General features: G+C 43.9%; 12 protein-coding genes and 1 riboswitch. Of the genes, 5 read left to right on the top strand and 7 right to left on the bottom strand.

All coding sequences use genetic code 11. The features are described 5' to 3' along the window. Positions 1-15 precede the first annotated feature (15 nt). The 6 genes from ACSYTE_RS02500 to lysA all read right to left on the bottom strand — a co-directional run bounded on the left by ACSYTE_RS02500 (position 16) and on the right by lysA (position 6190). Positions 16-1200 carry an aminotransferase class I/II-fold pyridoxal phosphate-dependent enzyme gene (locus ACSYTE_RS02500; protein WP_491717139.1) on the bottom strand — a complete coding sequence of 395 codons (1185 nt, stop codon included), beginning with the start codon at positions 1198-1200 and terminating at the stop codon, positions 16-18. 75 nt (positions 1201-1275) lie between these two features. After that, the gene (gene dapB / locus ACSYTE_RS02495) at positions 1276-2046 is read right to left on the bottom strand and encodes a 4-hydroxy-tetrahydrodipicolinate reductase (RefSeq protein ID WP_491717138.1); all 771 of its coding nucleotides are present in this window, start codon (positions 2044-2046) and stop codon (positions 1276-1278) included. Continuing rightward, positions 2046-2954 carry a 4-hydroxy-tetrahydrodipicolinate synthase gene (gene dapA, locus ACSYTE_RS02490; RefSeq protein WP_491717137.1) on the bottom strand — a complete coding sequence of 303 codons (909 nt, stop codon included), beginning with the start codon at positions 2952-2954 and terminating at the stop codon, positions 2046-2048. Before dapA ends, dapB begins: the two co-directional genes overlap by 1 nt. A 12-nt stretch (positions 2955-2966) precedes the next feature. Beyond that, entirely contained in the window at positions 2967-4121 is a 1155-nt protein-coding gene (locus ACSYTE_RS02485; protein ID WP_491717136.1) for an N-acetyldiaminopimelate deacetylase, read from the bottom strand. Positions 4122-4125: 4 nt separating this feature from the next. Continuing rightward, on the bottom strand, positions 4126-4830 hold the full coding sequence (gene dapD / locus ACSYTE_RS02480; protein ID WP_491717135.1) for a 2,3,4,5-tetrahydropyridine-2,6-dicarboxylate N-acetyltransferase: 705 nt from the start codon (positions 4828-4830) through the stop codon (positions 4126-4128). 46 nt (positions 4831-4876) lie between these two features. Next, positions 4877-6190, bottom strand: coding sequence for a diaminopimelate decarboxylase (gene lysA, locus ACSYTE_RS02475; RefSeq protein WP_491717134.1), 1314 nt, complete (start codon positions 6188-6190; stop codon positions 4877-4879). A 130-nt stretch (positions 6191-6320) separates the two neighbouring features. Then, a riboswitch (Lysine riboswitch) is annotated at positions 6321-6503 on the bottom strand. A 179-nt stretch (positions 6504-6682) separates the two neighbouring features. Between lysA and ACSYTE_RS02470 the strand changes: the two genes are divergently transcribed. The 5 genes from ACSYTE_RS02470 to ACSYTE_RS02450 all read left to right on the top strand — a co-directional run bounded on the left by ACSYTE_RS02470 (position 6683) and on the right by ACSYTE_RS02450 (position 12039). Then, entirely contained in the window at positions 6683-8050 is a 1368-nt protein-coding gene (locus ACSYTE_RS02470) for an aspartate kinase (RefSeq protein WP_491717133.1), read from the top strand. 5 nt (positions 8051-8055) lie between these two features. Beyond that, positions 8056-9042 carry a diaminopimelate epimerase gene (gene dapF, locus ACSYTE_RS02465; protein ID WP_491717132.1) on the top strand — a complete coding sequence of 329 codons (987 nt, stop codon included), beginning with the start codon at positions 8056-8058 and terminating at the stop codon, positions 9040-9042. 206 nt (positions 9043-9248) lie between these two features. Further along, a complete protein-coding gene (locus tag ACSYTE_RS02460; RefSeq protein WP_491717131.1) occupies positions 9249-9929 on the top strand; it encodes a VIT1/CCC1 transporter family protein in 681 nt (226 codons plus the stop codon). A gap of 18 nt (positions 9930-9947) precedes the next feature. Beyond that, positions 9948-10646, top strand: coding sequence for a VIT1/CCC1 transporter family protein (locus ACSYTE_RS02455; RefSeq protein ID WP_491717130.1), 699 nt, complete (start codon positions 9948-9950; stop codon positions 10644-10646). A 124-nt stretch (positions 10647-10770) separates the two neighbouring features. Then, entirely contained in the window at positions 10771-12039 is a 1269-nt protein-coding gene (locus tag ACSYTE_RS02450; protein WP_491717129.1) for a M20/M25/M40 family metallo-hydrolase, read from the top strand. A gap of 164 nt (positions 12040-12203) precedes the next feature. Here ACSYTE_RS02450 and ACSYTE_RS02445 read toward each other — a convergent pair whose 3' ends face one another. Next, positions 12204-13316, bottom strand: a complete 1113-nt coding sequence (locus ACSYTE_RS02445) for a PTS sugar transporter subunit IIC (RefSeq protein WP_491717128.1) — start codon at positions 13314-13316, stop codon at positions 12204-12206. Between the last annotated feature and the right edge of the window lie 38 nt (positions 13317-13354).

Raw genomic sequence — 13354 nt, 5'->3', positions numbered from 1 at the left:
AAATCATCCTTTGTTTTAGATTTGTTGAGCTAGGAACTTTTCAATTCTGTCCATGGCTGTCTTGATATCTTCATCTGAAGCAGCGTAAGACATCCGAATGTAGCCTTCACCACCAGGACCAAATGCACTTCCTGGGATCACACCGACCCTAGCTTCACGAGCTAGAGCCAATCCAAATTTAACATCGTCTTGTTCCAAATTAGCAGGAATCTTAGCAAAGATGTAGAAGGCCCCTTGTGGTAAGGCAGTCTTAAAGTTCATCTTTTCAAGACGGTTGCTAATGTAATCACGCCGTTTTTCGTAAATTGCACGCATTGAAATCGGATCATCAAGTCCATTTTGTAATGCTTCTGCCGCAGCAGCTTGGTCGATGTCTGAAGGACAAGTAACCATAAATGCATGGGTCTTGGTAATTTTTTGTACGATTTCAGCAGGTCCAGCAACGAAACCAATCCGCCATCCAGTCATTGCGTGGGACTTAGAAACCCCATTAATGTGAATTGTTTGTTCTGGAATAAATTCAGCGATTGAGTGGTGTTCAACACCATAAGTTAATTCACTGTAAATTTCATCAGAAAGAACAAATAGATTGTGTTGCTTAATCACATCTGCTAGTTCCTTGATCAATGATTCTGAGTATTCAACCCCAATTGGATTACTTGGGTAGTTCAATAGGATTGCCTTAACAGAGTCGCCTTCCTTAGCAAGCACTTCTGATAAGCGTTCAGGAGTAAGGTAAAAATCATCCTTTGAAGTATCAACATTGATGACTTCGCCACCCAATAGCGTCACGATTGGTTCGTAAAGCGCAAAAGTTGGCGTAGGCAAGATAACCTTATCACCAGGGTTTAAGATGGTTTCGAAAGTCGCATAAATTGCTTCAGTCGCACCAATCGTAGCGATGATTTCTGTTTTTGGATCATATTCTAATCCGCGTGTAACTGATAAGTAGTGGTGAATCGCATTTCTTAATTCAATTGTCCCTGGTTGAGCAGAATAATGAGTATCATTATCTTGGATCGCCTTGATTGCAGCTTCTTTAATGTGTTCTGGGGTATTTAGATCTGGTTCCCCAATCGTAAGTTTTACGATGCCATCAACATCTGAAATTTGTTTATCAAAACTTCTAATTCCTGATGGTTTTACTAAGTCTAGCCGTTGGTTGTAAACACGGCTAAGCTTTGGTGATAAGTTTGGCATAATCGCTGATTCCTCCTGAATTGTTTATTCTCTGATAAAAATTTTTAATTCATTAATATTAGAATTATCTTAATTTTACAAAACATTTTCTAATCCGACAACTAATTCAGGCAACTTTTTAACATTTTTTACTGCAACTTTAACTCCTTGCATAAAAGACGAACGATCAAAGGAGTCTTGCCGAATCGTAAGTGCCTCTCCAGAACCGCCAAATAATACCTGTTCATGAGCGATGTAGCCTGGTAATCTCACTGCATGGATTCGAATTCCATGATAATCGCCACCCCGTGAACCAGGCAGGGTTTCCTTTGAATCCCCCTGTTCATGTTCTGGACGAACTTCATCGATCATCTTAGCAGTGCTCAATGCCGTTCCAGAAGGCGCATCCTTTTTGTCTTCATGATGCATTTCAATCACTTCAACGTCTGGGAAGTATTGGGCAGCTTCCTTTGCAAACTTCATCAATAGGACTGCTGATAACCCGAAGTTCGGCGCAATCAATCCACCAATTTGTTTTTGTTTTGAAAGTGCAATCAATTCAGCTTCCTGGTCATCAGTTAAGCCGGTCGTTCCGATCACTGGGTGGTAACCATGTTCAAGGGCGAACTTAGTGTCTTCGTACACTGAATCTGGAATCGTAAAGTCAACCCACACTTCTGCATCTGAATCGACTTGGTTCAAATCATTGAAGACCTTTACTGAACCGTCCAAGCCATAATCAGCTGCTTCCTTATCAGCACTAGGGGCGTATACCGCTACTAGTTCGAATTCGGGGGTTTCGTTGATCATTGTAATGGCCTTTTGCCCCATTGAACCAGTGAAACCAGCTAACAAAATTTTTACCATTATACTAACTCCTCTAACTTATGATTTAATGCATCCTTGTTCAAGCCTAACCGAACGGCTAGGGCTTGCTTTTCTTCATTATCCAATGGCAAGATTGGGAGCCGACATGCGCCGACTTGATACCCTTGCGCATTTAAAACGGCCTTTACGGGGGCTGGTGATGGGTACATGAACAATGCTCCCATTAGTGGGGTCAAATGCCGTTGCATTGCCCCCGCCTTTTGATAGTTACCGGCTTCTAATGCATCGTACATCGCCCGCATTTCAGGACCGTAGATGTGTGAAGCAACAGAGATCACACCGCGCGCTCCAATGACCTTTGCGAATAACGCTTGGGCATCTTCACCACTGTAAACGGCAAAATCAGCAGGCGCATTTTGGACTAGAAATTCCATGTCTTCCATTGAAGTACATTGCTTAACCGCCACAATGTTTGGGTTCTGTGCTAATTCCAACACCGTTTCGTTTGCCATCGTCACACCAGTTCGGCCAGGAATGTTGTACATTACCACTGGCATGTTTCCTTCGTTCGCAACAGTTGTAAAGTGGGCCTTCATGCGTCGTTGATCAGGCTTGTTGTAGTATGGAACCACAACTAATGCCGCATCGATTCCTTTGATGTGACTAACTTCCTTAGTGAATTCAACGGTTTCTGCAGTATTATTACTACCAACACCAGCAATTACTGGAACTCTGCCATCCACGATCTGACCAAATTTAGTGTATAATTCAATCTTTTCGTCATGGGTCAAAGTTGGTGTTTCACCAGTGGTTCCGCCAATCACGAAGCCCCGATTGCCTTCCTTAATATAGCGGTTCGTAAGTTCAGCTAACGTATCAAAATCAATCTTGCCGTTCTCATCAAATGGTGTAATAATTGCGGTCATTAAATCTGCATTTTCAAACATAGTAAGTCCCCCTTAATCCTGTTGCATTCGATATTCTAAAAAGCCTGTGATGGCGTGAATGCCTGGTACAATTGCTTCTTCATGTGGTGTAAACGTGGATGCGTGTAATTGTGAATCATCATCCACCCCGAGCCAAAACATCGTGCCGTGAATTTTGGATAATAAGTACCCAAAGTCTTCTCCGGTCATTGCTGGTTCGGTTTCAATAAAGTTTACTTGGTCAGCTTGTTGCATGTACTTGATAAAGTTCGCGGTCAACTTGGGATCGTTTTCAACTGGCAGGTAGCCGCCTTGATTCAACTCCACGTTGACCTCACAGTTATAACTGCGGGCAATTCCAGCTGCCACATCGCGAATCCGTTCGTCGATCGTTTCGATCATCGTTTGCGTAAGCCCGCGAATCGTTCCTTCGATGCGTGCCTTACCTGCAATGACGTTTCTGATCGTCCCAGCTTGGAGCTTCCCGAACGTGATCACGCCACTTTGGATTGGATCGATGCTTCTGGAAATGATGGTTTGAATCTGGTTAATAAATTGGGCTGCTACGACCACCATGTCATTCGCATTTTGCGGATAGGCAGCATGGCCACTCTTCCCAATCAAATCAACATTGACCTCAGTCGTACCCGCAAATAGCGTTCCCATTCGACACCCAATCGCACCAGTTGGTAAATCAGGTGTATCGTGGAGCCCGTAAAATTCATCGGGTCGCCATTGACCTTCAAAGACTCCGGCTTCATAAGCTAACTTACCACCATTTTCACTTTCTTCGGCTGGTTGGAAGAAGAAGATCAAATTATCCTTTGGTTGGTGGCTCGCAAAGTAGCTCAACACCCCAAGGGCCACCGTCATGTGAATATCATGCCCACAAGCGTGCATTACGTCAGCATTTTGAGAGGCATAATCCAATCCAGTCTCCTCAGTAACTGGTAATGCATCAATATCTGCGCGGTAGCCAATCGTTTTCGTCGGGTTGCTGCCTTGCACCCTTACTAATAAGGCGGTTGGCAGCGATTTGATTTCCCTAATCGAAAGGTTCGTTTGGTCGAACTGTGCGATGATCGATTTCAGATAAGCGTGCGTTTTGGTTTCATGCAACGCTAATTCTGGAATCTGGTGGAGGTGTCTGCGAATCTGAATTAAATCTGCTTCCTTTAATGCTGGCATTTGATCACAACTTTCTTAAATCGTCTTCGAGCGTCGTCTTGGATTGCGTTTTGGCATCAACGTCTTTGATCTTTCTAGCGGGGGTTCCTGCTACCATCGTGTATGGTTCAACATCATGAGTAACGATGGCTCCAGCGGCAACTACGGCCCCTTCACCAACATGAACTCCTTCGATCACAACGGCGTTTGCTCCGATCAATACGTTATCGTCGATCCGCACTGGTTCGGCAGAAGCTGGTTCGATCACCCCAGCAAGAACGGCTCCAGCACCGATGTGGGAATGGTTACCAACGATGGCACGGCCACCCATGACTACTCCCATATCGATCATTGAATTAGCACCGATTTCACAACCGATGTTAATGATGGCACCCATCATTACTACGGCGTTATCACCAATCAATACTTGGTCGCGAATGATTGCACCTGGTTCGATTCTGGCGTTGATATTCTTTAAATCTAGCAATGGAACGGCTGAGTTACGGGTCCAGTTTTCAATTTCATAGTCGCTAACGGCTGAATCCTTAAGGATGGGAGCAACTTGTTTCCAGTCCCCAAATACGGTTGCTGAATCAACACCCTTGAAGACCTTTACGTCTGCTGGAAAATCGATTTGATCGATCTTACCATTTAAGTAAACCTTAACTGGGGTTTTCTTTGGTGCAGTTCCAATGTAGTTAATAATTTCGCGTGCGTCTAATTGTGCCATTTTTAAATTACTCCTTTAAATTTTTCTACTATTATATTTATGATTTTTATTTGCCATCTAATCCAAAATCAAGGCGTTCTAGATCAGCGGGGGTTTCCCTTCTAGTAACTAACGTTGATTTCCCATTATCAACAAAGACAATGGCTGGTTTCGGGTTAAGGTTGTAGTTAGAAGCCATTGCATACCCATAAGCTCCCGTATCGAACATGACAACCACATCCCCTGGTTTGGTTTCTGGCAGTGGAAGGTCATCGATCAAGATATCACCTGATTCACAATACTTTCCAGCGAGGTGAACGTGTTCTACGATCTCAGCTGCGGGACGGTTAGCAACGACTGCTTCGTACTTAGCTTCGTAAAGGGCTGGTCTAATGTTATCACCCATCCCACCATCGACTGCGACGTACGAGCGAATTCCGGCAACGTCCTTGCGTGAACCGATCGTGTAGAGGTTATAGCCGGCAGGTCCTACGATCGAACGGCCTGGTTCGATCCAAACAGCTGGGGTGGTCAAGCCGTGGTCCTTGCTAGATTGCTTGATCGTTTTAATGATCGCATCGACGAATTGTTCTGGTTGAAGGGGTTTGTCCTCTTCGGTATAACGAATTCCAAACCCACCGCCGACATCAATGACACGAGCTTCATAATTGAAGCGTTGTTTCCAATCAGCAGCTAATTGCACTAACTTTTCAGCCGCTAACTCGAAGCCGTTTAGTTCAAAGATTTGTGAACCGATATGCGAATGAATCCCAATCAATTCCATTCTAGAATGAGTCAAGATAATCTGTAATGCCCGTTCGGCTTCGCCTGATTCAAGATCAAAACCAAACTTACTATCAACTTGACCAGTTTGGATGAATTCATGGGTATGGGCTGAAATGCCGGGGGTGATTCGCATCATTACCTTAATGTGGGCATCTGATGATTCTAATACTTCATTTAATAGGTCGATTTCATGAAAGTTATCTAATGCGATCACACCAACGTGGTTATCGACAGCCATTTGCAATTCTGCACGTGATTTATTGTTCCCGTGAAAAGTCATGTGTTCAGCGGGGAAGCCAGCGTGTAATGCCATGCTCATTTCACCTGCTGAAACAACGTCAACGTGACAATCCATTGAATTCACTAGTTGATACATTGCGGTGTTGGCGAATGCTTTACTAGCGTAGCAGACTGCATATTCAACATCGTTGTTCTTAAATACCTCTTGAAAGTGTTGAATTTGACTCTTGATTTGATTTACATCGTACACCACTAACGGTGTGCCGTACTGGCCAGCAAGCTCGACTGCATCACAACCACCGATGGTTAGATGGCCTGCAGCGTTAATATCAGATTGGCTAATCTGTTCGTTCATAAAATTACCTCCAAGTTTTTTTACGGGGTCCCTATTCTTGAAAACAAAAAAGGGATTCTCTCGCATGGGTGTGGTCCACATCCATACAAAAGAATCCCAATGGTTTTTATCCATCTTAATTTCTGGTTTCAATTGTCGAAAGCGCTCCACAAGATTATTCTCGTGACAGTCCGCAGCCTATTGAACTACGTCCCAGCAAGAAATCCACTGTAATGAACTTCTAGCTTCGGCAACCGCACTTTTCAATCAACGTCTTCGTCATTACAGTGACTCGATCGGTTTAATAGTCTTGGTCGCGACCTCTTCGATTGCTTAAAATACTAAAGCATTTTTAGCCCTTCGTCAACCGTTTTGACGAAAAAACTTTTTTTATATTTTTTTATTTCTATATAGTGATGCAATTCATCGCATAATGTCAATTCTTTCAGCAGTTGATTAAATTTTTAATCATGTTAGAATTCATTGTGAATATTATTAGAGGAGTGACACACCGTGACCAAAATCATTAAGTTTGGGGGCAGTTCATTAGCGAATGGTTCCCAATACCAAAAAGTAATCGACATTATCAAGGCTGATGCTAGCCGCCAGATCATCGTTGTTTCCGCACCTGGCAAACGCTTTGATGATGATATCAAAGTAACCGACCTATTAATCAAATACGCAGATCAAACCATCAAAAAACAAGACACCAGTGAGGTGTTAAAAACGATCATTGACCGTTATCAAGCAATCGCAAATGATTTTCAAGTTTCTGATGACCAATTCAAGGTCATCAAAGACACCCTATCCGCATTACCTACCCATCAATATCCAAATGATGAGTACCTAATGGCAGCTTTTAAGGCCCACGGTGAAAAGTTAAATGCTGAATTAATGGCGCTCGTCTTAAATCAACTCGGTATCAAGACCCGCTTCGTTGATCCTGCAGAAGCTGGAATCGTGGTGAGCGATGAATCAAATAGTGCGACCGTTCTTCCAGAAACCTACCAAAACCTGGGTAAATTCGGCTATGGTGATGAAAAGCTCGTCTTTCCTGGCTTCTTTGGGGTTACTAAGGATGGTAATATTGCAACCTTTGCGCGTGGTGGTTCCGACATTACCGGTTCGATCGTCGCACGCGGGTTGAACATCCCGATGTATGAAAACTTTACCGACGTCAGTGCCATTTACGCTGCCAACCCCAAAATCATTAACAATCCAATGCCGATCAAGAAAATGACCTACCGCGAAATGCGGGAACTATCATACGCTGGATTCTCCGTTTTCAACGATGAAGCCATCATTCCAGCAATTGAAGGTAAGGTCACCATTAACGTCCGTAATACTAACGACCCAGACGCCCCTGGTACCTTGATCGTGCCAGAGGGATCGTTCCAATCCGAACATGAAATTACTGGGGTGGCTAGCTCCAATCACTTTTCGGCCCTCTACCTCCATCGCTACTTGTTGAACAAGGAAGTTGGCTTTACGCTCAAACTACTACAAATCCTTTATAAGCACGACATCTCATATGAACACATGCCATCTGGAATCGATGATTTAACGATCATCTTTGAAGATAGCCAACTCACCGATGAAAAGATGCGCGCGGTCGGTCGTGAAATCAGCGAGACCCTCCACCCCGATAAGTTGAACTGGATTCGTGATTACTCAATCATCATGGTCGTCGGCGAAGGCATGATCAACCAGACCAACGCGCTCAGTAAGTCGATCGACCCACTCGCAGCCGATGGTATCAAAGTCAACATGATCAATCAGGGAGCATCCCAAATTTCCATCATGATTGGGACCCGCAAGGCAGATGCCAACCGTGCCGTTAAGGATATTTACAAACAATTTTTTAGTTACCAGGAGGTTTAATCATTATGGCCCATTTATTAAAAGTTCACGGTTCTGAGAACCAATTCTTTATTCTTGATCAAACTACTTTAGATACGCCCCTTTCAGCGGATGAATTGACCCACTTGGCCCAGACCATCTGTCAACCCAATAACTTATTAGGCGGCGCTGATGGTGTCTTAGTCGTCGATAAGTCTGATCACCCCAATGTACTCGGCCGCATGGAAGTCGTTAATGCTGATGGGAGTCGCGCTTCGATGTGTGGGAACGGACTGCGGTGTGTTTCCAGATACATCTCGGATAAATTCGGCCAGGATGAGTTCAAGGTCGAAACCCCAGCGGCCGACCTATTCGTTGAACGACAACCAGAGCTTGCGGATAACGTTACCGCCTTTGCAGTCGAAATCTCGCCCGTTCGTTATCAAAAACAAGCCTTTCCATTTGATAACCTGGGAATGGATAAGATCATTAACCAACCACTCCCTGAATTGAACGACCATTTGAAATTCACAACGATCGCGGTTCCTAACCCCCACTTAATCAGCTTTGTCGAAACTGACCAAGACCTAAACGACACGCTAGGTGACCTTGGTAAGCAGTTGAACGCTAAGAACCCCTACTTTCCCGATGGTGTGAACGTCAACTTTGCTAAGATCTTAGGGCCTAACCAAATCTTTGTGCGGACCTATGAACGCGGGGTTGGTTTCACGAACGCCTGTGGGACTGGGATGTCAGCTACCTCACTTGCGTTTGCATTGAACTATCCTGATATGGTCGACATCGAACAACCGATCGAAGTGACTAACCCAGGTGGGATGGTCAAAACGATCGTGCATCCCAATGATGAAAATCAATGGATCCAATTAATTGGAAACGCAACCTTCACCTACCAAATCGAAATTGACGAAGCCGATTTGCATCACGCCAACGTTACGGCTGATTCTGGTCAAGTCACTGATACTGGCGAAGAAGTTTCCTACCAGGAATTCATCAAATCATTACAGTTAAATTAATTTAAATTTGAAGCGATTGGATTGCAATCGCTTTTTTTATTGCTTCAAAATGCGTTACCATAAAAATATGTACTGCTCCCCTAACTTTTAAATTCGTATTTATAAACCCTTTACAACTAGATTTAACTGTTTTATAATAAACGTTGTTAGTTAATAATTATTATAAAGTAATAAAAATAATTATTTTAAGAAGGGACGGGATTAGAATGGCAAAAGCAACTTTAGCACAAAAAATCAATGTAATTAGAGCCAGCGTGATGGGGGCCAACGATGGCATTTTATCGGTCGCAGGAATCGTCATCGGGGTCGCTGGAGCAACTGCGAACTCATTTGCGATCTTTATTTCAGGAATCGCTGGAATGATCGCCGGAACGGTTTCAATGGCAATGGGCGAATGGGTCTCGGTTAGTACCGAAAAGGACTCCCAAAGAAACGCGATCAACGATCAAAAAGCGGCCCTAGCAGCTGACTACCAAGGAGAGTTTGATTTCGTTAAACAAAAATACGTGCATGCTGGCATTGATACTGCCCTAGCAACAAAGGCAACTCAAGAAATGATGAATAACGATGCCCTGGTCACAACGGTGCGGGAAAAGTATGGATTTAACGTTAATGAATTTACCAGTCCATACGCAGCGGCAATTGCCTCAATGGTCTCTTTTCCAACTGGTTCTATTTTACCATTAGCAGCCATCGGTCTGTTTCCCAGTCATTTAAGGGTCGCAATGACATTCATCGCGGTCGTCATTGCCCTTGCAATCACTGGTTATTCAGCCGCCGTATTAAGTCAGGCTAATCGTTCTAAATCGGTGCTTAGAAACATTATCTCTGGAATGCTAACGATGATCGTTACCTACTTGATCGGTAAAGTCATCGGGAATTTATAATCTAAGGGGGCTCATCATATGCAACAAACTAAACAAAATCAACGGCAAACCATGGCCGAAAAATTAAACACGCTCCGTGCTGGGGTATTAGGTTCCAATGATGGTATCCTAACGGTCGTCGGGGTCTTATTTTCAGTCGCCATCGCCACTACCAACCCGTTCACCATTTTCATTGCTGGTCTATCTGATCTATTAGCCTGTGCCTTTTCAATGGCTTCTGGTGAATACGCATCCGTTAGTTCGCAACGTGATGCCGAAGCTGCCGCTGTCAAAGCAGAACAAAAGCTACTAAAGACTGATCTTGAAGGAGAAATTAACACGGTTAAGCAGTATTACGTTGAACGTGGTATTACCCCAGAAACCGCTGCTCAAATTGCAAAGGAACTCATTGATAAAAAGCCATTGGAAACGATGGTCAATGTCAAGAACAACCTCCAATTGGGGCATTATATGAATCCTTGGAACGCCGCATTTTCATCACTGTTCTCAGCTGCACTGGGTGGGATTTTACCACTGGCAGCAATGTCATTGCTACCCGCTAGCGTGCAATGGCCTGGGACCATCATCGCAGTGATTATCTCAGTGGCCATCACCGGCTTTTTAAGTGCAAAGCTCGGCAACGGACTGGTCAAAACCGCAGTTATCAGAAACATCATTATTGGCATCTTAACCATGATCATTCACTACTCAGTTGGGAAGTTAATGAATCAATTCTAAATATCGCGCAATCTAAGAGGGGCTTCTCGTTCGAGGGGGCCTTTTTAATTTGATATTAGTTAAGTTATAAAATATAATGATTTAATAATGCGCTTTTATTTAATAGCTATTTACGGAGGACAATATGGAAAAAGAAACCAAGATTAAAATTTTAAAGGATTTAATTGATATTAAATCCGTCAACGATAATGAGACCGCGGTTGCAGAGTACCTACTTCGCCTCTTCCAAGAATATGGTATTAAAGCCAAACTAGTTGCTGAATTTCATAATCGCAGTAACATCGTAGCTGAAATCGGTAATGGAAACCACCCTAAGTTAGCTCTTTCAGGCCACTTGGATACCGTTCATCAAGGTGACGAGCGGACATGGAAAACCGATCCGTTTAAAGGGACCCTTAAAAAGGGCCGCATGTATGGGCGTGGCGCTGCTGATATGAAGGCTGGGCTGGCTGACCTTGCAATCGCAATGATCGAACTAACGGAATCGGCAACCCCAATCAATGGTACGATTCGATTCATTGGGACGATTGGTGAAGAACTCACTGCGGCTGGTTCTAAGTTTTTAACTGATAAGGGCTACGTTGACGATCTCGATGCAATGGTCATTGCTGAACCAAGTGGGGTTTCACTACATGGGCTTCGCTCATACGTTAATAGTGATGGCATCACCATCGAACCAACAGTCCTTAAGAACCTTTTAAAGAAGGCCTTTCTATCGGATGCATTAGAACAACATTTCATCATCAAGGCTCATAAGGGCTGGATGGCATACCGAGTTACCGCTAAGGGCAAAGCAGCCCATAGCTCAATGCCACAAATGGGGATCAATGCCATTGATACATTGATACAATACTACCTTGCTGAAAAAGAATTTTACGCTAATCTCACCGAATCAGACCCTGAACTCGGGCGGACAGTTTATTCTCCAGATATTTTTAAGGGTGGTGAACAAATTAATTCCGTGCCCGATCTAGCTTATGAAATCGTAAAGGTACGGACAATCCCCCAAGTTTCTAACCATGAATTAATTGAGCGATTGAACCAATTGATCACAAAATTAAATGCTCAACCAGGGATCGAATTAGAGTTAACGGTTGAACACAGTGAACTACCAGTCAAAAGTGATAACCATACCCATCTAATCGAACTGTTCCAAAAACACGCTGAGCATACCATGCACGAACCAGATCAGCTCCCCGCCATCGGGGTATCGCTTGGAACCGACGCATCTGAATTTAGACGGCACAATGAAAAGATGGACGTTGTGGTGTTAGGCCCTGGGAACACAACTTCTCACAGCCCCAATGAATACGTTGAAATTTCCACTTACCTTGATATGATCAAGCTTTACAGGGCGACCATCGTTGATTTCTTGGCTAACAATCAAGAATAGGAGGCTGGATTTTGTTTCAGTTTATTAAAGAGCATGCTACCATCATTTACGCAGTTGTCGTTGCATCAGGAGTCACAATCGGGGGCATTATCTGGATTATCATGTCCCTTTAAAATAAAAAAAGATCAAGGATAGTTATAATGACTAACCTTGATCTTTTTAATTTATCTAATTTCATGCTTAAAATCTTCCGGTTGGTAGGCGTTGAACCATTTAATAAAGGCCCAATTAACTAATCCTCCAACAACAAGTGGAACAATAATCCAAGTAATTAACGCGGGGCCGATCCCAATCAAGTGGGTAATGAATTCCCGCTCCCCCTTATCCGCAATCATGGATTGAATCGGTGATCCAAATCCGATCCAGCCCAGTCCAGCAGAGGTCGGGGTCCCTTGAACATCGAATAATACGACGGGAATCGCTGCCAATCCAGCGGTCGTAATGAAGGCAAGGATGGTAATCGGTTTTTTAAATACCGTCGTCATCATCCCCATCATCGCCCCCATGAAAATGGCAATCGAAGTCCCCATTTTATTTACGAGCAATGAATTAATCAATAGGATCACAGTCGTACAGACTACCCCTATCCCCGCGGCTGCAGCACTGACCTCAGAAAGCGAGATGGCCAGGGCAATTCCAACCGTCGAAATCGGCGTAATGGTCAAGAATGCAAAGACCATCGCGATCAAAATGCTCATTAGGAGTGGTTGGAAGGCGGTCAGAGAATTAACCAGTTCGCCTAAAGTGGTTGTGATCGCACCAACGTATGGCGACATTAGGTAGCCAATCAAGCCCACTAGGCCACCCACGATCAATGGCGTTAGGATGACTGAAATCGATCCAAAGCCATTTGCATACTTTTCTAACAATTTAATGGCTACTACCGCTAGGGTTGCCACAATAATTGCGTTGATGACATCTCCCGAACCATTGGCAACGTAAAAGGTACTGGAAACGGGATTATCAATATTAGTGATCGGATCGGTAAATCCTGGACGCGTTGAGACCCATTGGATCGATCCAGAAGCCGCCCCAGTGGCAAGCATTACTGCTCCTGTGTCTAATGCCTTCATTTTAAATTGGCCTGCCACTGCCATTCCAATCAAGATTGGGATGAAGACATTAAATAATACTAAAATCGCATTCAAGTGCATCGCCCATTGGACCTCTTGGTTGATCAACGGAGCTAATACATACTTTAAAATGGCTGCTGGGAGGACCCCAATCAAGATTCCCTGTGCGGAACCCGTTAGCACCCTGGTAAATAATTTTTTCACTAACTTTTTATGTCTACGGCCAATCGGCTCAGATTTCG

Source organism: Nicoliella sp. ESL1120 (assembly GCF_058508515.1).
The sequence above is the reverse complement of the archived record's forward strand: the minus strand, read 5'-3'. Positions and strand labels throughout refer to the sequence as shown.

Bases quoted from the DNA above. Each gene is read 5' to 3' on its own strand.
- ACSYTE_RS02500 (WP_491717139.1), bottom strand. From the start codon at position 1,200: ATGCCAAACTTATCACCAAAGCTTAGCCGTGTTTACAACCAACGGCTA.
- dapB (WP_491717138.1), bottom strand. From the start codon at position 2,046: ATGGTAAAAATTTTGTTAGCTGGTTTCACTGGTTCAATGGGGCAAAAG.
- dapA (WP_491717137.1), bottom strand. From the start codon at position 2,954: ATGTTTGAAAATGCAGATTTAATGACCGCAATTATTACACCATTTGAT.
- ACSYTE_RS02485 (WP_491717136.1), bottom strand. From the start codon at position 4,121: ATGCCAGCATTAAAGGAAGCAGATTTAATTCAGATTCGCAGACACCTC.
- dapD (WP_491717135.1), bottom strand. From the start codon at position 4,830: ATGGCACAATTAGACGCACGCGAAATTATTAACTACATTGGAACTGCA.
- lysA (WP_491717134.1), bottom strand. From the start codon at position 6,190: ATGAACGAACAGATTAGCCAATCTGATATTAACGCTGCAGGCCATCTA.
- dapF (WP_491717132.1), top strand. From the start codon at position 8,056: ATGGCCCATTTATTAAAAGTTCACGGTTCTGAGAACCAATTCTTTATT.
- ACSYTE_RS02460 (WP_491717131.1), top strand. From the start codon at position 9,249: ATGGCAAAAGCAACTTTAGCACAAAAAATCAATGTAATTAGAGCCAGC.
- ACSYTE_RS02455 (WP_491717130.1), top strand. From the start codon at position 9,948: ATGCAACAAACTAAACAAAATCAACGGCAAACCATGGCCGAAAAATTA.
- ACSYTE_RS02450 (WP_491717129.1), top strand. From the start codon at position 10,771: ATGGAAAAAGAAACCAAGATTAAAATTTTAAAGGATTTAATTGATATT.